Origin of the sequence: Shewanella xiamenensis (assembly GCF_014647135.1) — a bacterium.
Lineage (GTDB): Bacteria > Pseudomonadota > Gammaproteobacteria > Enterobacterales > Shewanellaceae > Shewanella > Shewanella xiamenensis.
Genome location: NZ_BMOP01000008.1, coordinates 132,979 through 152,430 on the forward strand (window position 1 = coordinate 132,979; position 19,452 = coordinate 152,430).

Below are 19,452 nucleotides of genomic sequence, written 5' to 3' on the forward strand. Positions count from 1 at the left end.
TTAAATCTGCCAGTTCACACCCACGAAGAACTGACGGCCAGCCTGAGGCAAGGCTTCACTCTGGTAGTAGTTCTCATCCAATAGGTTAGTGGCACGCAGATACACGTCTAACTTATCGGTGATCAGCGGCTGCACTAAGTTGATATCCACTAAGGTGTAGTTATCCAGCGACTGCTGTTGATACTGGTTCTGACCGTTCACTTTCACCTGAGTCGCATAAACCTGATCGAGGATACGTTCCACATTGAGGTGGACTTGTGTCTCGAATGGGAATTCGTAGCTCATTTGCCAGCGCAGCTGGTGACGAGGACGGTATTGCAGTGCATCTAAGGTATCGTCGCCTTCCATTTCTTTCGAGTCTAGGAAGCTGTAAGAGAAGCTCAGATCTAAATGCTCAATCGCATGATTGTTAATCTGGAAATCAACCCCTTTGAACTCATAGCGTCCCATATTTTGGTAGAAACCCGCAGTATCTTTGGCGATATAGTTCTTCGCATCGGTGTAAAAACCATAGAGCGAGAAGTCGGTACTGGCGGGTAAGTTTTGCTCTAAACCCAACTCAACATGCTTAGACTCTTCTGCTTCTAAATCACGGTTACCCGATGATTGCGAGTACAAGTTCACCATGGAAGGGAAACGGACTTTACGTGCCACACTTAGGCTTAAACGTGAATCGGGTACCACTTGCCAGTAGCTTGACGCCATTGCCGAGTAGTTATCATCCGTGCCATCAGAGGCATCGAGTGAATGGAAAGCTCCACCTAAGGTAACGCCGTAGTTGTGCTCAGATTGATACTGATATTCGGCCGCCGCAGTATATAACCATGCAGAATCATTTAGGTTTTCAGCGCCGCCAGAACCGCCACCGCTACCATTGCCACCGCCGGAACCTGTTCCGCCGCCACTACCAGTGCCACCGCCAGAACCTGTTCCGCCACCACTACCAGTGCCACCGCCAGAGCCTGTTCCGCCGCCGCTGCCAGTACCACCGCCGGAACCTGTTCCGCCGCCGCTGCCAGTGCCACCGCCAGAACCTGTTCCGCCACCGCTACCAGAGCCGCTGCCGGAACCTGAACCAGTGCCCGAGTTATTCCCCGTACCACTACCAGTATTGCTGGAGTATGTGTCCACTACAGACTTCCAGCTCTGCTCTTCAGCAATCACAGAGGTGGTTAACAGCCCGGCCTTATGAAAATCAGTGATCAGCTGTAAATTGACCCCTTGAACCACGGAGCGACCGTCTTGAGTTTGCGTTAATGCCAAATAAGTTTCATCGGCATAAGCGGCTTCTAAGGTATCGCTTTGATTGTGATAGCCAAAACCACGCAGGGTAAAAGTATCGTCGAACTGATGGGCTAAGCCGAGCTGGAAGGTATGTGAATCGTAATCGTCGGTGCGCTCATACTTAAGTTTGCCACTGCCAGTTCCATCACGGGCAGGTTTGCCCCATTCGCCATTACGCAGTGCCGCGTTGGCAATCAGTTGGGTCTTATCCGATAACCAGTAACTACCTTGGGCATAAACGTTGGTGACTTCTTTATCTGAGTTGGCACGCAGTTCACCGTCTTGATATTTGGTCGGCTCGAAATCGTTCGACATCGGGAAACCATCGGTCTGTTGACGGCTAACACTCACTAATCCCTGCCAGTCATCACCCGAACCTGCGGCGCTGATGTCGCCATTAAAGGTATTGTCTTTACCCGCTTCTACACGTCCAGACAAGGCGGGCGCTGTGCTGCCTTGCTTAGTAATAATATTGATCACCCCGCCGGCACCGCTTGGGCCGTACAGCACTGAAGTCGGGCCAACCGACACTTCAACCGAGGCAATTTGGCTAGTTGGGATCACGCTCGGATCGAACTGCCCATCATCGGCACTGCTCATAGGTACGCCGTTGACCAGTAAAGTGACATGGCGAGTCTTAAAACCACGTATATCAACCCTAGGGGTGCCATCACCACCCACACGGATATAAACCCCGGGCACATTCTTCAGCACTTGGTCTAATGTCTGCGCACCCAAAGCACGGATTTCGGCCTCATTGATGCTCCAATGAGTGGTCGCCAATTGCTCCGCATCGGCGCCTTCGCCATGGACTACAATCACTTCATTCACATTTAGCAGGGGATCGCGGGCGATTTCATCGGCGTGAGCAGTTAAACTGAGCCCAATCGCTAACGCTAAGGACGACACTCTAAAAATCGTTTGTCTGGTAATCATATTATTGTTGTCATACAGGAAATTTAAGATGTGCCCCCTATTGTGGTCTTAGATAATTCCGTCTCAACCAAAAAAAAATTAAAAACCAACCCAGATCGACTAATTACGGCAAATGGAACACACCTTTAGTCACAAAGAGACAAAATGTCCAACACTGGCAACGGTATCGACAAAAAGACCCATCTTGGTCACATTTTTTTGCGTCTTAAAATGAGACTATGGTAAAAGTCACACACTCATGGCTTGCTTCTTGACACTGACGGCCTCGGCCTTTAATTTGAGCGAAAGATTCTTATTTACACGCTCTAATCAACTTGGTGTAAATGACTTTAAAAAGAATGCATTAACCTAGTTCATATTCACCGCTGAGAACCGGAACTTCAGCCACTACCTTCATTCCGTTATCTTTGGAGTTTTACTTGCCTGCTCATGCCCTGTCTGAAGACCTTAAGTCTCTCATCGACAAACTCATTCAAATGAAACAGGTTCCAGCGTCGGAGCCGATAGTGCAGCTATCTTTAACGACTGTCTCTATTCCTTTGATTTCATGGTTGGCATCACAAACTCAGTATCCACGCATCTACTGGCATGGGCGTGACAAAATTGAAGAAGTTGCAGCCATAGGTGCTTGTAAAGACATAAAATTTGAAACTGGCGTCCAGGATAACGAGCTGGCCAGTGTTTACGAACGGCAACGTGTTTTATCTAGCAATCCAGACATTCGATACTATGGCGGTGTAGCCTTTGACCGCAGCATTGAATCTTGGCCTGAGTTTGGTAATAGCCGATTTGTACTACCCAGAATCGAGTTTAGACGCAGTGCAGATCAGTTTAGTTTGCGGGTAAATCTTAATTTTGCCGATAACAATCCTATCGATGAGATCGACCTTGCTATTGCCGCTATTGAAGCGGTTATGCCAGCACGCCCCTTGGCGCCACCCAATAAACTCACCCTAGAGAGCCGCCAAGATATTCCGGACTTTCCTCGTTGGAAAACCTTAGTCGAACAAGTCGTTGAGCCTGAATTTAATCAAGATACACCCAAGGTCGTTCTCTCACGTTTGACAGAGCTTAAGGTTAACGAGCAAGTTGATCCTTGGATGGTATTAGCCTGCTGGCAAGGCCGTAACCCCAACAGCTTTCAATTTGGATTCCAATTTAGCCCTGAGCGTACTTATATCTCCTGCTCCCCAGAGCGCTTATTTCGTCGTCGTCGGCAACAATTGTTTACCGAGGCATTAGCGGGCACGACAGTTCGCGGATTAAATAAAGAAGAAGATGTAGCGCTAGCCAATGCGCTGCTGGAAGACAATAAAAATAGTGTTGAAAATCAGCTTGTTCGCCGTCACATAGTCAATATGCTCACGCCTTTGAGTCAGTATGTCGGTGCAGAAGAAGCGGCCACAATCTTTAAGTTAAATCATATTCAGCATCTGCACCGCGCTATTCGTGCCGAGTTAAAGCCCGGCGTGAACGATTTTCAGCTGTTACAAGCACTGCATCCTACACCCGCGGTGGGAGGCCTCCCTAGAGAATCTGCAATGAAGTTCATTCGCCAGCGGGAAGGCTATATGCGAGGCTGGTACGCTGGTGCTTGCGGATATTTTAATCAAGATGAGAGTGAGTTTTCAGTCGCCATCCGCAGTGCATTGATTGAGCCAGGTAAAATTAATCTGTTTGCGGGTGCGGGCATTATTGCAGGTTCAGATCCCGAGGCTGAGTGGCAAGAGCTAGAGAATAAACTTGCAACGATAATGTCGATTCTGATTGAGCTATGAACATTTAACACTGATGCCAAAACATTAAAACCCCTTTGCTTTGGTCTCGGTGTAAAGCCTATCCTGCTCACCGGAGTCAATGATTTTTTTATGTTCAATATCAAAATGTTGCTTTAGCATTTGTCCTTTTTCGGTATTGGCAAAGGCAAAAAAAGTTTCTGCATTTAACACGCCTTGGATAATCACAAACGTTTGTGGTGCCCTCAGTTTAGGAATGAGCGCCTCCATATTCTTTTTGTAATCCAGTACGGCATCGATTCGTCCCGCATTTACACTATTGAGCATACTCAACATGTCGCTACTTTCTTCGTAAAACATCGGTATGGAGGTCAGCATATTGTAACGATAAGCCAGCATGGCTTGGACTCGCTTATGGGATAAACTCTCCATCCCTGCCCAAGTTGCTGCAATTTGAGGCGTTACTGCGGCATCAATTGAATCAAGCTCAACGGCATTTTCACTCAGTAGGCTATTTTTCACATCGCCTTTGTACACGCTGAGAACCATATCAACCCGTCCGCTTTCAATCAGATATAAGGTACGAGCAAAAGGCATAAACTGCACATCGACCTGCCATTCCGGTGATGGAAAGACACGCCTGAGGAGATCAAAGTAGTAACCCGTCTCATCAGGATTAGCAAAACCTTCCCAAGAGGCTGTGACAAGATGCACCACGACCGGCTTATTGGGAGTCGCGAAAGCACAGAAACTCAATAAGCTAACACACAAGGCGGCAAAAAATAATCTCATCGGTTTCTCCTAACATTTCTTAAAAGTGTAGGACAATTTCGATCCCTATGCCTTAGGTTTGCGCTGTATTCGCGGCTAAATTGCTTGAAATATAAACCGTAAGCTTGCATCTTCAAACATGGTCACTATAATGGCGGCCCGATTTCAGCACGCTGGAACGGGATAAAATAACAGCAGACGATTTAGCGGGTTCCCTCACCCCGCCCTACACAACTAAAAAGGCCACATATGTTAATGTTAACCCCTGCGCAGCTTCGCCGCGCACTCCTGCTATTAGTGGGATTTCACATACTGATTATTTGCCTAAGCAACTACTTGGTACAACTGCCGTTTCAATTGTTTGGTTATCACACCACTTGGGGCGCGTTTAGTTTTCCTTTTGTTTACCTTGCAACCGATCTAACGGTGCGCATTTTTGGACAAACACCCGCTCGAAGCATCATCCTCAAGGCCATGGTGCCCGCACTGATGATTTCCTATGTTATGGGAGTCGTATTCCATCAGGGTAGCTTCCAAGGGATGGACTCCTTAAGCCAATGGAACACCTTTGTGTTTCGTATTGCGTTTGCCAGCTTTGCGGCTTATTTGATTGGTCAGCTGATGGATATCACTGTATTCGCCCGTCTGCGCCAAAGCCGTTCATGGTGGGTCGCGCCTGCGGCATCGACGATTGTTGGTAATTTAGTCGATACCTTAGTGTTCTTCAGCATCGCTTTTTATGCTTCAACAGACAGCTTTATGGCCGCCAACTGGCCTGAAATTGCCACTGTCGATTACAGCTTTAAATTGCTTGTTAGCCTAGGGCTATTCTTGCCCGCCTACGGTGTGCTACTGAAAGTGTTACAAGACAAGATATTGCAAACCAGCCCACAAAAATCATTTTCCTGATTAACTCAACTGGCCAGACCTGTTATAATTTGAACAGTTTTTATTCGGCCCCAATGCGTTTGATACGCTATTGGGGCTGATTTTTGTGAGAGAAAATTATGTATTCAATTGAAATCAAAGCAATCACAACTCTGACTCCCGAGTTAGCCATACAACTCATCGAACTAAGTAAGCAAATACCTGAGCTCGACCGTCCATTGACGCCAGACACCTTAACGGCACGGCTTTCAGGCAAGACTTGCTTGATTCTCCTAGCCTATGTGGAAGGCGAACTGGCGGGGTTCAAGCTGGGATACGAACAGGAAAAAGGGATTTTTTACAGTTGGTTAGGTGGCGTTGCGACAGACTTTAGACGTTTAGGATTAGCACAAAGCCTACTGGAATACCAAGAGAAATGGGCCAGCCTCCAAGGCTATAACCATATTCAGGTTAAAACCATGAATCGTTTCCCTGCAATGCTCAATCTGTTGATTAGAAACCAATATTTAATTACCGAGCTAAATGCCGATCCTCAGAGTTTGATCAACCATAAATTACATTTAAGCAAGTCTATTGTGGCTGCATAAATATACCATAGATAAAAATATGCATTTTTTGCAATAAATAGCTTGCAAACACAATTGAGAATGATTATCGTTAACTTGCGTTCCAAAACTCATCTTTAACACCGATGACTGGTAATCTGACGTTGTTAAAGTGCTCCTGAGTTTGCAAGCACGACATTGCTCACACACTCTTTTGTGGCCGGATTCATCATCCGGCTTTTTTTTGCTTGTTATTCAATAAAGCTCTTTGAACCTTATACTTAACTCGCGCAGAATTTTAGATTTCACCATTATGTCCAGAAAAATGTAAGCCATCGTAAAGGTTGTTTTGTTGATCTTCCTTAGCCTCGTGATACAAGCCAATGGTGAAGATTGAGCCTTTACCTAATACAGAGCTCACCTCTATGGTGCCACCGATGCGCTTAATAATACCGTAGCTGAGCGACAGCCCAAGACCAGTGCCATCTTTACGCGTGGTATAGAAAGGATCAAAAATCCGCCCCAATTGCTCAGGCTCAATCCCAGACCCTTCGTCTTCAACCTCGATTTTGACGCCAATCGGCATATCTTGCTGCACCCAATCATAAGTGCGAACCCAAATGCGTCCCTTACCATCCATCGCATGGGCTGCGTTCACCACAAGGTTAATCAGTACTTGCAGTAACTGCGGGCGATTGACCTGAACAGGGCAACTGGCGTTCAGTTCCGTTATCAGCACAACTTCTTGCTTTTGAATTGAATGCCGCACTAATACCAGCATTTCCTCAATGATCGGCGTGATAGGGTGCATCTCTAAGGGAGCGTTAAACTCTCCCGGGCGACTATATTGCAGCAGGCTACGGATAATAGTGCTTATACGACCAACCTGCTGAATAACTAGATCAATTTCTTCTTTTACGACGTCGGCATTATCACCCAGCTCATAGCGCAGTAACTCCATATTGCCGAGGATAACAGCGGTCGGATTATTGATTTCGTGTGCAATACCAGCGGTTAACTCTCCTAGAGCGGTCAACTTTTCATTAGTCACTAACTGCTGGCGTGTCTCATTGAGTAAAGCGACGTTACGCTGTAGCTCTAAGGTCTTATCTTGCAGGCTACGAGTGCGCTCTTCGACCTTCATTTCGAGCTGTTCGGCAGCGGCCTGAATTTGCGCGTTGCGCCGCTGCAATAGGTCGAGCATACGGTCGAACTGCTCGGCAAGATTCGACAACTCGTTATCCCTATCTAACCCCAAGGCACCAATACGCACATTGCGCCCAGACTGCACGGCTTGCACCACATGGTGAATCCGCTCAATCGGCTGCAATAAACTGTAGGCACCGCGGTAAACCAGCAAACCTGAAATAAGCAGCACTAACATCAGAATGGTACCTAACTCAATGATATTAAGCAGGTAGTTATGAATAAAAGGTGACTCCGAAAAACCGGTGTAAATCATCCCAATTCGTTGTCCACGGACATCTTCTAACGGCGCATAGGCAGAAATAAACCAATCATTGTACACAAACGCCCTATCGACCCATAACTCTCCGTGATTTAACACTTTTTCTCGCACTTCCTCCGAGACCAAACTCCCCAGCGCACGCCCTTGGGATTCATTCGGCTGTGGAAAAAAATGCAAAGGAACGTTAGTCGATACCCGAATATTATCGAGAAAAATCGTCACAGTACCAATTGAACGTTCGGGCAAGGTGCCCTTGTCGTAGACAAGATCGCGGATATGATCAACGATGCGGGTGTCGCGGTTAAATAACACCCCGCCGTCGAGATACCATGCCACTTTGCCTTCAGTATCGGGGATCGGCAACAAGCTACGGCTGAGCAAACCACGGTCCTCAACTTGCTTATTGGGACTTTGTGCCCGCAAGGTCGCTAACAGTGGAATACTCGCTCTTTGCGCTAAATCAGGGTCAATCCGCGCCAAACGTTCACGAGATAACACCATCAGTCCCGAATAAGGCAACATTCCACCCATTTTCGGTAAAATCTGTCGTAAGTCAGGATCAGCCGCCGCTTCAGCGACACTGACCAGCCGCAAAAAGTCTAAATCGAGTTGCTGCTTTTGCTCATCAAGAAAACTATCTATGCTCGTCCTATGATCTAATGCACCACTGAGGATCGGCCTAAAATCATTCTGGAATGTCCATGAGGTCATCACTCTTTCTAGCTGTTTTTCTTGGCGAACTTGCACCTGTTGCAGGGTATTTTCAGCCACAGCCAAATCGGCTTTGACCTTCATAAACAGTTGCTTACCTGTATAGCTGATATTCCAGTAGATCGTGATAAACACTAAACTCACCAAAGTGAGCAAAATCGGCAGCAATGTGAGGATCAAAATGCGATAACGCACTTTAGCCTGCATTTGCTGCCAACTAACTCCAAAAAAGTGAGTAAAAAAAGACACTTAAAACTCCTGCTCGTCGCTAACGTCAAACCACTCTTTATATTTGCGATCTAAGGTCTTGCGGGAAACCCCTAAGTCCCGAGCAGCCGCAGATTTATTGCCAGAATGCAGATCGACCACACTCGTCACATGGTGTTTTTCCACATCTTTTAATGGCCAATCTAAAGGATAACCCTGCAAAGCCGAAGACTCGGTTTTAACCTGCTGCTTCCAGTACTCCGCTGGCGGTTTGCCGAGCAGAATACAGCGCTCAATCATATTACGCAGTTCGCGGATATTACCCGGCCATTCATGTTGTTGCAGCTTTACCATGTCTTCATGACTCCACACCACTTCACGCACGCCTAATTCAGCAGCCAATTGGCGGGTAAAATGGTGGGTCAATTCGACCACATCTTCCGGACGCTCACGCAGCGGAGGAATAAAAATATCCAGCACATTCAGTCGATAATAAAGATCGCGACGGAAGTTCCCCGCTTCGACTTCATCCATCAGAGTACGGTTAGTTGCCGCAATCACCCGGACATCAATATTGACTTCCTTCTCACTGCCCACGGGGCGAATCGCCTTCTGCTCCAGCACCCTTAACAACGCTGTTTGCATTTTGAGCGGCATCTCGCCAATTTCATCGAGGAAAATCGTACCGCCGGAGGCAAAACTAAATAGGCCTTCACGGTTACCTTTAGCACCAGTAAACGCGCCAGCCGTATGACCAAAGAGTTCACTCTCAAGCAGTTCTGGGGCTATCGAGCCACAGTTAACAGGCACGAAGGGCCCTTGGCGGCCGCTGAGTAAATGTAATTGCCGCGCGACTAACTCTTTACCTGTGCCCGATTCGCCTTGAATTAACACCACGGCATTGGTCGGTGCCACGCGCTCAATCACTTGCTTTACCGACTTCATGGCGTCGCTACTCCCTATGATGGTAGAGGAATAGCCGATAGAGACTTCGCGGCGTAGCATTAAGTTTTCACGGCGCAGTAAACGGCGCTCAATACAACGGTCAACCGCCGACATCATCTGCTCAAGATGGAATGGCTTCATAATGAAATCTGAGGCACCTGCTCGCAGCGCTTTAATCGCCACCTCTAAATCCGCATAGCCGGTCATAAAGATTACATCGGAACGTCGACCTTGCTCGTCTAAGGCTTCGTGCCACTCGATACCCGAGCGACCGGGTAAGCGGATATCGACAATCAGCAAGTCGAAATGGCAGCGGCTACGTAACTGCTCAGCATCTTCAATACTGCCCGCCGTTTCGACTAAGGCGAATTTCTTCGAGAGTGCCTTATTCAAAAAGCTACGCATCCCCGGCTCGTCATCGACGATCAGGACTGAAACAGCGGAAGGAAGGGGCTTGAGGTTATTATCTATCTGGCTCATAGTGCTCACGTCTGGACATTTTGACTCAATTGCGACCAATTCTAGCATTGAAACTAGACGAATAGGTCACTATGAACCATCAGAAGCATGCGCTGGGACAATTTGTCTGTAAACTATTTGCTGAGCCTGGGATCGAGCTCACAATTTAGATCATGCTGTGAAGGTAAATGCACCATTATTGGTTTGGCATCCTATTTGCTTTCCATCGAACGCATTACAATTTACGGAATCTCCCACTCAGTAGGCAATTGAGTCGGACCCCTATTTTTCGCCAAGGAGTATCCATGCTAAACGTGAAATCCCACATGAAATCTTTACTAGGCTTAGTTGTTGCAGCCAGTATGCTCACAGTGTTACCCGCTCAATCGGCTGAAGTGATTAAGTTAGCCACCACGACCAGTACTGAAAACTCTGGTCTGTTACAAGAATTACTGCCTAAGTTTGAAAGTGCAACAGGCTATAAAGTACAAGTTATCGCCACTGGTACAGGTAAAGCACTGAAACTAGGTGAGCAAGGCGATGTAGATTTAGTGATGACCCACGCACCAAGCGCTGAAGCAAAATTTGTTGCCGATGGTTTTGGTGTTGAGCCACGTGGCATTATGGAAAACGATTTCGTCGTATTAGGCCCTAAAAACGACCCTGCCAAACTGCGTGAAAGCAAAACCGCTGAAGAAGCCTTCGCTAAAATCGCCAAATCTGGCTTACCTTTCTTATCTCGTGGTGACAACTCTGGCACTCACATCAAAGAGCTAGAAGTATGGAAAGCCGCGGGCGTGACTCCTGACTTCAAAGGTTACACTTCAGTCGGTCAAGGCATGGGTAAAACCCTGCTGATGGCAAACGAATTACAAGGTTACACTCTATCTGACCGTGGTACTTTCGTAGCGTACAAAACGAAGTTGGACTTAGGTGTGGATTTTGATGGTGGAAAAACCCTAGCGAACCCATACCAAGTGATTCTGATCAACCCAGCGAAATACCCAGATCTGAACCACAAAGGCGCAAAAGCCTTCAGTGACTGGCTGATCAGCAAAGAAGGTCAAAGCATGATCAACAACTTCAAAGTTGAAGGCGAGCAACTGTTCAAGGCAACCTATAGCGAATGAACGAAGGCTGGCTAGCACTGTTACAGCAGGCGTTAAGCCTGCTGTTTTCATTGGACCCCGACGTTTGGTCCATCATTTCTGTCTCGTTTTCGGTTTCGTTCGCGGCACTTCTCATTACCTTAGTCCCGTCGATGGTGCTCGGTTTTGTGTTGGCGTTTGCCTATTTCCCTGGAAAGTGGTTTGTCACCAACTTAGTGCAGACACTGCAATCGATTCCCACCGTAGTGATCGGCCTTCTGGTGTACCTCATCTTGACCCGCAACGGCCCGCTTGGGGATTTAAAGTGGTTGTTTACTCAAGAGGGGATGATCCTCGGCCAAATGCTGATTTGCGCCCCCGTGATGATCGCCATGAGCCAAGCGGCCTTCACTAGTGTCGATCGCCGCGCATGGGAAACCTCACGCACCTTAGGCGCCTCTTGGATAAGCGCCGTCTGGACAGTATGTCGCGAGCTACGTATGCCATTATTACTGGCGATTGTCGCAGCCTTTAGCCGTATTCTCACCGAAGTCGGCTGTTCGATGATGGTGGGCGGAAACATTTTAAACGTAACACGTAATATCCCGACGGCTATCGCACTGGAAACCAGTAAAGGTGATTTCGCCCAAGCTATCGCCCTCGGATTAGTGCTGCTAATCTTGGCCTTGATCCTAAACTTTGCCTTAGGTAGTTTACGCGGCAAAGAAACGCCAAGGAGCCATTAACTTATGACCCAAGCCAAACTGATTGCCCGTGACTTGGAAATGTCCTTTGGCCCGCGCTTATTATTCAAAGCCCATAGCCTCGAGTTATGCCAAGGGAACGTTATTTATTTGCAGGGTGACAACGGCTCGGGCAAGTCGACCCTAATGAAGATCCTCGCGGGTCTACAGACGCCATCTCAGGGTAACATTGAGTTGAGCGGCTTTAAAAAAGATGGATGGTGGAAACGTAACCCTTTGCTTGGAAAGGCCATTTATCTCCACCAGCACCCCTATCTATTCGATGGCACAGTCAATTACAATCTGACTTACGGTTTACCTTTTGCTGCCTCAAAAACCGAAGCCAAACGTAGAATTGGTCAAGCAATTGAGATGGCTCAACTAGGCTCGCTATTGCAAGCCAGAGCCAGCAATTTATCCGGCGGCGAAAGACAACGCCTCGCTATCGCCCGCGCTTGGATATTGCAGCCAAAGTTACTGATGCTCGATGAGCCGACCTCCAATATGGATAAGGACTCCCAAGCCTTAGTGCTGCAAATGATCCAACAGCTCAAACAGCAAGGGACGGGAATGCTGCTAAGCAGCCACCAAAACTGTGCGCTCACCGCCATTTGCGAGCAGCAGTGGCACATTGCTGACCAACAGGTGATAACCTCCCATCAGCAAACGCACACAAACTCCACACAGGGATCTTTATATGTCGTTGCAAATTGATGCGGTTATTCTTGCCGGTGGTATGGCACGCCGTATGGGCGGGGACGATAAAGGCCTCGTCGAGCTAAACGGCAAGGCCATGATAGAACACACTATCGAACGGATAAAACCTCAGGTTAAGGAGATCCTGATCAACGCAAATCGTAACCAAACACGCTATGCTGAGTTCGGTTTTACGGTGTTGAGTGATGAGCATACTGGGTTTCTCGGCCCCTTGGCGGGCATGATCACCGCTATGGGTCACACCCAAGCAGACTATCTGCTCGTGGTGCCCTGCGATTGTCCGCTACTCCCGCGGGATTTAGTCGCCCGCTTATTAACCGCCATTGAGGCAAACGGTGCTGAACTTGCCGTGGCCAGCGATGGGGAACGTGAGCAGCCGGTGGTGATGTTACTAAAGCCGAGCCTGCGCGAGTCGATGACCGCCTTTCTCGAAGCGGGTGAGCGTAAAATTGATTTTTGGTATGCCAAACATCGCTTTGCGGTGGCGGCCTTTGCCGATCAACCCAATGCCTTCGTCAATGTGAACACGCCAGAACAAAAACAACGACTGGCAGCAGAGATAAACCAAAGCTAAGGCTTCAATTTCCCAGATTAGAGGTGCAAATGAGTACTCCCTTCGTCAATCCGCTATCTATTCCCGTTCTCGGATTTTGTGCCTATAGCGGCACGGGGAAAACCACCCTACTCAAGCAATTGATCCCCGAATTAAATCAGCGCGGCCTGCGTCTGGCGGTGATCAAACATGCTCACCACAATTTCGATGTCGATATTCCCGGTAAAGACAGCTACGAGATGCGCAAAGCTGGCGCACGGCAAATGTTAGTCGCCTCCCATGTGCGTTGGGCGCTGATGACCGAAGATGCCCGCGATGGTGACCCTGAGCTAGTCCACCTACTCAAACAAATTGAAGCCGATAAAGTCGATATCGTCTTAGTCGAAGGCTTTAAAAAACTCACGCTACCGAAAATTGAGCTGCACCGCGCCGCCCACGGCAAGCCGTTTATCTATACCCAAGACGACAATATTCTCGCCATCGCTTGCTGTGATGACACCGAGCTACCGAGCGAGCTCAGAAGACTCGACCTTAACAATGTCGCGCAAATTGCTGACTTTGTGATGGAATACGCCAATAGCTGGCAAGCCCCTAACCCAGCATTACCTATTGCAACTGTCGATGCCTGCACCTTGGGCAGCGATAAAAACCTGAGCGTGAGCCAAGGGTTAGCGCAGATTTTATCCCATGTCACGCCTGTCACTGAGGTGGAAGACATAGGCTTAGACGATTTAGATAATCGCGTGCTGGCCCGCGACAGCATTTCGCCCGTGAATGTACCGCAGCAAACCAACTCGGCGATGGATGGTTATGCCTTCGCCTATCAAGATCCGCTGCCTGCAAGCTTCACCTTAGTCGGTGAGGTCCTCGCCGGACATCAATATTCGGGCACACTCAAAGCGGGTGAAACCGTGCGCATTATGACCGGGGCCCCCGTACCAGCAGGTGCCGACACAGTACAACCTAGAGAACTGGCTAACGAGGCCAATGCCAAGGTCAGTTTTGAAGGCCGCATTCAACAGGGCCAGCACGTTCGCCTTGCGGGTGAAGACATAGGCAAAGGCCAAGTCGCCCTCACCCAAGCCACACGCCTAAGCGCCGCCGAGCAAGGATTATTAGCCTCCCTCGGCCTTGACCGTGTGACAGTTTATCGCCGTCCAACAGTAGCCGTGTTCTCAACCGGTGATGAAGTCAGCCAACCCGGCGAAGCACTGAATCCAAACTGTATTTATGACTCAAACCGTTACACAATCAAAGCGATGGCAAAACGTTTAGGTTGTGACGTCATTGACTTAGGTATTATCGAAGACTCCGAAAGCGCTCTCGAAGCCACCTTAACCAAGGCTGCGGCGCAGGCCGATGTGGTGATTAGCTCTGGCGGGGTTTCCGTTGGCGATGCCGACTACATCAAGGCCGTGCTGGCACGCCTTGGCAATATCGACTTCTGGCGGATCAATATGCGTCCCGGTCGCCCACTCGCCTTTGGTAAGGTCGGCGATAGCTTGTTCTTCGGCTTGCCCGGCAATCCGGTGGCGGTGATGGTGTCGTTCCTACAATTTGTGCAACCTGCGCTGCGTAAACTCGCTGGTGAAACTCACTGGCAGGCGCCATTATTCCCAGCGATTACCGATGAAACCCTGCGAAGCCGCACGGGCCGCACTGAGTTTATCCGCGGCATTTATCGCCTCGGTAATGATGGCAGGCTGCACGTGACCAGCACAGGTAACCAAGGTTCGGGCATGCTCAGCTCTATGGTCAAAGGCAATTGCCTTATCATCATTGGAGATGATGCTGAGGTGGTGAATGCGGGTGAAACCGTGTTTATTCAACCTTTTGCCGATCTTCTATAAGAGCCACTGAGTCCCTATGAGCCAACTTGTAGATGCCTTTGGCCGTCAGGTCGAATATTTACGACTCTCAGTGACAGATCGCTGCGACTTCCGTTGTGTCTACTGCATGACCGAAGATCCCTGCTTCTTGCCCAAGGACCATGTACTGCACCTCGAAGAGTTGGCTTGGATTGCCCAAGCCTTTACTGAACTGGGGGTGACCAAAATTCGCCTCACCGGCGGCGAGCCGCTAGTGCGTAGCGATTGCGATCAACTGGTGCACTTACTTGGCAAGCTCCCAGGGCTCAAAGATTTATCGATGACCACCAACGGTTCTAGGCTCAGTAAGTTTGCCAAACCTATGTTTGATGCGGGTCTTAAGCGTTTAAATATCAGCTTAGATACCCTTAACCCCGAACTATTTACCCAACTGACACGCAACGGCAAATTAGCACGCGTTATCGAAGGCATTGATGCGGCCATTGCCGCAGGTTTTACGCGCATAAAAATCAATGCCGTGATCCTCAAACAGCAAAACGATCATGAAGTCATCGATCTGGTTAACTTTTGCCGCGACCGCAAGCTCGATATCGCCTTTATTGAAGAAATGCCGCTGGGTGAAATGGATGAACGCAAACGCATGCGCCATTGCAGCAGTGATGAAGTTAAGGCCATGATTAGCGAGCATTATCCACTACAACTCTCCAATAAACGCACAGGCGGACCCGCGCGTTACTACAAGATGGTCGATAGTCCAATTCACATCGGCTTTATCTCACCCCATAGCCACAACTTTTGCCACGAATGTAATCGGGTGCGCGTGACCGTAGAGGGGCAGCTATTGCTCTGTCTGGGTAATGAGCACTCCGTTGATTTAAAAAGCATTATAAGAGAGTTCCCCGGCGATATTGAACGACTAAAAACCGCCATTCTCCAAGGCATTAAGCGCAAACCTCAGCAGCATGTATTCGATAATAACGAAGTACAAATTCTGCGTTTTATGAACGCCACCGGCGGTTAACCTCCTCACCTCAGGGCTAGCATCTCAATTTTGCCGTGATACACTCATGGCATTAGTCCTATTTTTTGTGTCACTCTTCCTATGGCGCTTACTCGTAAACAGTGGAATAACATCATTATTCTTGCCTGCGTGTTTATCATTGCCGTGCTCACGTTTATGGATAAGAAAACCCAAAATGTGCCCAGTGATGCGCAACGGCTATTTGATGATAATGCCCCGCTGGCTCAGTTGCAGTTGGATGGTATTTGGCTGCACAAACAAACTTCAAGCTGGGAGTGCGATCCACAAGTACTCAACTGTGAGCAATGGGCAAAGGCTTGGCAAGGTTTAAGGGTCTCGCCCCTGAGCGAGGCACCACAACCCACGGGCAAGCCGCAGGAACTGGTGATCCAAATTGCCGAGATCCGCCAATCGCAACGTTGGATTTATTTCCCCGAGGACGGTGTGCTCAAGTCGCCCGCTGGCAACTGGTACTTAGTGCCACCGAGCTTAAGGACGGGTTTACAGCCAATCCTCGATGCGAAACCTGCACGTTAATCTATTGAATAAAAGAAACCAATCATGCCGGAATTACCAGAAGTCGAAGTCACCCGTCAGGGGATAACCCCTTACTTAGTCGATCAAACCGTGGTTGACCTCGTTGTGCGGAACGCCTCACTGCGTTGGCCCGTTCCCGAACTTGCCAAACAGATCATCGGCCAAACCATACGCCAAGTGCGCCGTCGTGCTAAGTATCTGCTCATCGATACCGATGCCGGCACCAGCATAGTGCACTTGGGAATGTCGGGCAGCCTAAGGATCCTGCCCCACGACACGCCAGTGGAGAAGCATGACCATATCGATCTCGTTCTCGCCAATGGCCGCATTCTGCGCTTTAACGACCCAAGACGCTTCGGCGCTTGGTTATGGTGCCAATTGCCAGAGGAAGCCCATCCGCTGCTGGAAAAACTCGGGCCAGAACCTCTGACCGATGCCTTTAATGTCAATCAGTTAGCTGCCGCACTGGCGGGCAAGAAAAAGGCCATCAAACTCTGCCTGATGGATAATCATATTGTGGTGGGTGTGGGAAATATTTACGCCAACGAAGCACTGTTTGCCGCAGGGATACACCCCGAGGCGGAGGCAGGCAAGATAGATATTGAACGCTTAATGGTACTGGTTGCTGAAGTGAAACAAATCCTCGCACACGCCATCAAGCAGGGCGGCACCACGCTTAAGGACTTCACCAATGCCGAGGGTAAACCCGGCTATTTCGCCCAAAAGCTGCATGTTTACGGCCGCGGCGGCGAAACCTGTACGCAATGCGGCAATCTACTCAGCGAAATCCGCCTTGGTCAGCGCACCACAGTGTTTTGCGGCATCTGCCAGACGCGTTAATCTCGCCGATAAAAATGCCTGCTATTGCAGGCATTTTTATATTTATTTCAATCGATTACCATAATTAAAAACGATATTCAAAACTGCTAAAGAAAGTCGCATTAGTATCGTTTTCTTGTACATCAAATTCCGATCTCGAGACTGTGCCCCCCAAACTCCACATGCCCTTCCACACCGGCATACGATAGGAAAGTTCCAGCATCAGTAAGTCTTCCTTCGGTGGCTGTGGCGCCCATGTGGTAGCCACATGGGTGCCGTCTTTATTCAACTTGGCATAACGCAGTAGCGAGGTAAAACCGCGGCTGTTATGGAACTGACCAACCAAACCAAACACAAAGACTTGAGCATCGCTATCATAGGTCGAGCCTAAGGCTCTGCCGTAGTAACGCGTCCCACTCAGGTAGACAGGATCTTCATAGAAGCAGTTAGGCTTGCCATCACACTCGACAAAGGTGTCCGAGTATTCCATAAATAGCTTGAACTGCTTACCCGACGTGCCGAAATGGGTATCTATCCCCCAAAGTGAGCCGCAATCGCTGCCGTTTTCACAGCTATGCTCAAGGTACAAACCCACAGGGATATCCTGCCAAGTATCGGCATAACGTAAATCGATGCTCTGGGTTCTATGACCAGCGTCACGGCGTTGATCGGCAAGGCAAGAATCTGAACCGTCGATACAAACAGCATTGCTTGCCACCGAGTCCCACCAGGAATCGAAGTCGCAATTCTGCCCTTCGCCACAAAACAGTGTCGACCAAGACAGGCCTATTTCTAACTGCTGAAGGGGTTTGGCGGTAAAGCGCATATCCCATTCCGCCGTTTTAGGCACGGCACGCTCTTTTTCAGCCATGCTAAAACCGGTCTTGAAGGTCCAAGGACCAATCCAAGATAACCATGGCGTTTCGAAGGCGGCAGCATTATTACGGCTGAGCGACAGTGACTGCATAGGGCGTGCATTGTTAGAGCGATGCAATGCCGAGTCAAATCCCGGCCCCCACCATTGCTCAACCGTGCCTAGAGTCGCAATCCAGTTACCCATGATCACCGCGAAGTAAGACTCATCGAGACGGAAGTTTTTGTTATCTTGCGGGTCGTACGTCTCGGCAACTGTGGTTTTATAGGCCACACGTGAGCCTAAGTATTCGTAGGAGGCTTTAGCCTCACCCTTTTCACGATAGTCGGATCCATAATGCTGGAAGCGAGCAGGGTCGGTCGCGCCCGAGAGTTTAACCCTAGCATTACCACGATTATCGACGGCATTTTGATAGTAAAAGTTAACTCGGGCAAAGGCTTGCACTAATCGGGGAGACAATAGCTCGGGTTCGACTTTTGCTAAGTCGCCACCAATCCCCGACCACATCAAGGGAAAGGTATTCACTGGCACACGGATCACGCCCGCATCGGCCAGTGCTTGAATATCGGCCCTTAAATAAATGTCCGAGGCATCCACCCAAGGGGCGGCAGCAACGGAAGCAGAAAACAATAAACCAGATGCAACGCTAGCAGCGAGGATAGTGGGGGTCAAAAAAGCCTTCATAACATCCTTTTCATTATCATCGCGAGGCCTGATGCCTCAAAGGTTTTATGGAAATACTCAGCCTAATCAGGCTTTTGCAAGGTTAAGCTTGTCGGTCAACGCGCTTGCCACCTCAGGGTGTACAAATTGGCTCACATCGCCGCCATGCAGCGCGACTTCCTTCACTAAGGTGGAAGAAATAAAGGAGTTTTCTTCGGCCGGTGTTAAAAATACGCTCTCAAGATCTGGGCTTAATCTGCGATTCATGTTGGCCAATTGGAATTCATACTCAAAGTCGGAAACCGCACGCAAACCACGCACCAGCACGCTCGCACGCTGTTCCTTGGCAAAATCCACCAGCAGGCCCGAAAACCCAACCACCTCCACATTATCCAAATGGGCCGTAACGCGGTTTACTAACTCAACGCGCTCCTCAAGGGTAAACCTTGGCTGCTTAGATGGATTGGCCGCAATGCCAATAATCACATGCTTAAACAACTTAGCCGCACGCTCAATCAAATCGGCATGACCATTGGTAATGGGATCGAAGGTCCCAGGATAAATCGCTCTTGTATGCACTTTGCTGACTCAACTCAGATAGATACCCTAAAATCATTGCCGCCAGTCTACTCGTTTTAGCCACTTGAGTGAATCATCC

The 19,452-nt window shown here is 48.9% G+C and carries 17 protein-coding genes; 11 read left to right on the forward strand and 6 right to left on the reverse strand.

Features of this window, described 5'->3' with window-relative positions; translation table 11 throughout:
• Window positions 1–2,220: a TonB-dependent receptor plug domain-containing protein gene (locus IEY09_RS09690; protein WP_188870860.1), complete on the reverse strand. Its 2,220-nt coding sequence runs from the start codon at window positions 2,218–2,220 to the stop codon at window positions 1–3.
• A 419-nt stretch (window positions 2,221–2,639) separates the two neighbouring features.
• Here IEY09_RS09690 and IEY09_RS09695 point away from each other — a divergent pair, with 419 nt between their 5' ends.
• Entirely contained in the window at window positions 2,640–3,998 is a 1,359-nt protein-coding gene (locus IEY09_RS09695) for an isochorismate synthase (protein WP_188870861.1), read from the forward strand.
• Window positions 3,999–4,022: 24 nt separating this feature from the next.
• Here IEY09_RS09695 and IEY09_RS09700 read toward each other — a convergent pair whose 3' ends face one another.
• Window positions 4,023–4,748, reverse strand: coding sequence for a transporter substrate-binding domain-containing protein (locus IEY09_RS09700; RefSeq protein WP_055648180.1), 726 nt, complete (start codon window positions 4,746–4,748; stop codon window positions 4,023–4,025).
• Window positions 4,749–4,976: 228 nt separating this feature from the next.
• Here IEY09_RS09700 and IEY09_RS09705 point away from each other — a divergent pair, with 228 nt between their 5' ends.
• Together IEY09_RS09705 and IEY09_RS09710 are read left to right on the forward strand one after the other, a co-directional pair.
• Window positions 4,977–5,636 (forward strand): 7-cyano-7-deazaguanine/7-aminomethyl-7-deazaguanine transporter, encoded by a 660-nt coding sequence (locus IEY09_RS09705; RefSeq protein WP_037423985.1) that lies wholly within the window; start codon window positions 4,977–4,979, stop codon window positions 5,634–5,636.
• A gap of 98 nt (window positions 5,637–5,734) precedes the next feature.
• On the forward strand, window positions 5,735–6,202 hold the full coding sequence (locus IEY09_RS09710) for a GNAT family N-acetyltransferase (RefSeq protein ID WP_037423988.1): 468 nt from the start codon (window positions 5,735–5,737) through the stop codon (window positions 6,200–6,202).
• Window positions 6,203–6,458: 256 nt separating this feature from the next.
• On the opposite strand, the gene IEY09_RS09715 is transcribed toward IEY09_RS09710, so the two are convergent.
• A complete protein-coding gene (locus IEY09_RS09715) occupies window positions 6,459–8,588 on the reverse strand; it encodes a sensor histidine kinase (protein ID WP_144346367.1) in 2,130 nt (709 codons plus the stop codon).
• Window positions 8,589–9,971, reverse strand: a complete 1,383-nt coding sequence (locus IEY09_RS09720; protein ID WP_037423995.1) for a sigma-54-dependent transcriptional regulator — start codon at window positions 9,969–9,971, stop codon at window positions 8,589–8,591.
• A 284-nt stretch (window positions 9,972–10,255) separates the two neighbouring features.
• Between IEY09_RS09720 and IEY09_RS09725 the strand changes: the two genes are divergently transcribed.
• The 8 genes from IEY09_RS09725 to mutM all read left to right on the forward strand — a co-directional run bounded on the left by IEY09_RS09725 (window position 10,256) and on the right by mutM (window position 17,278).
• On the forward strand, window positions 10,256–11,080 hold the full coding sequence (locus tag IEY09_RS09725) for an ABC transporter substrate-binding protein (RefSeq protein ID WP_037423998.1): 825 nt from the start codon (window positions 10,256–10,258) through the stop codon (window positions 11,078–11,080).
• A complete protein-coding gene (locus IEY09_RS09730) occupies window positions 11,077–11,784 on the forward strand; it encodes an ABC transporter permease (RefSeq protein ID WP_037428336.1) in 708 nt (235 codons plus the stop codon). The genes IEY09_RS09725 and IEY09_RS09730 overlap by 4 nt, the downstream gene beginning before the upstream one ends.
• A 3-nt stretch (window positions 11,785–11,787) precedes the next feature.
• On the forward strand, window positions 11,788–12,495 hold the full coding sequence (locus IEY09_RS09735; protein ID WP_037428334.1) for an energy-coupling factor ABC transporter ATP-binding protein: 708 nt from the start codon (window positions 11,788–11,790) through the stop codon (window positions 12,493–12,495).
• Window positions 12,479–13,072 (forward strand): molybdenum cofactor guanylyltransferase MobA, encoded by a 594-nt coding sequence (gene mobA / locus IEY09_RS09740; RefSeq protein ID WP_188870862.1) that lies wholly within the window; start codon window positions 12,479–12,481, stop codon window positions 13,070–13,072. Before IEY09_RS09735 ends, mobA begins: the two co-directional genes overlap by 17 nt.
• 29 nt (window positions 13,073–13,101) lie before the next feature.
• A complete protein-coding gene (locus IEY09_RS09745) occupies window positions 13,102–14,901 on the forward strand; it encodes a bifunctional molybdopterin-guanine dinucleotide biosynthesis adaptor protein MobB/molybdopterin molybdotransferase MoeA (protein WP_188870863.1) in 1,800 nt (599 codons plus the stop codon).
• 16 nt (window positions 14,902–14,917) lie between these two features.
• Complete coding sequence (gene moaA, locus IEY09_RS09750) at window positions 14,918–15,901, forward strand: GTP 3',8-cyclase MoaA (RefSeq protein WP_099457200.1); 984 nt, start codon at window positions 14,918–14,920, stop codon at window positions 15,899–15,901.
• Window positions 15,902–15,982: 81 nt separating this feature from the next.
• Window positions 15,983–16,438, forward strand: coding sequence for a hypothetical protein (locus tag IEY09_RS09755; protein WP_188870864.1), 456 nt, complete (start codon window positions 15,983–15,985; stop codon window positions 16,436–16,438).
• A gap of 24 nt (window positions 16,439–16,462) precedes the next feature.
• A complete protein-coding gene (gene mutM / locus IEY09_RS09760; RefSeq protein ID WP_188870865.1) occupies window positions 16,463–17,278 on the forward strand; it encodes a bifunctional DNA-formamidopyrimidine glycosylase/DNA-(apurinic or apyrimidinic site) lyase in 816 nt (271 codons plus the stop codon).
• 64 nt (window positions 17,279–17,342) lie between these two features.
• Here mutM and IEY09_RS09765 read toward each other — a convergent pair whose 3' ends face one another.
• Both IEY09_RS09765 and coaD read right to left on the reverse strand, forming a co-directional pair.
• Window positions 17,343–18,815, reverse strand: a complete 1,473-nt coding sequence (locus IEY09_RS09765; RefSeq protein WP_188870866.1) for a capsule assembly Wzi family protein — start codon at window positions 18,813–18,815, stop codon at window positions 17,343–17,345.
• A gap of 66 nt (window positions 18,816–18,881) precedes the next feature.
• On the reverse strand, window positions 18,882–19,373 hold the full coding sequence (gene coaD / locus IEY09_RS09770; protein ID WP_037428322.1) for a pantetheine-phosphate adenylyltransferase: 492 nt from the start codon (window positions 19,371–19,373) through the stop codon (window positions 18,882–18,884).
• Between the last annotated feature and the right edge of the window lie 79 nt (window positions 19,374–19,452).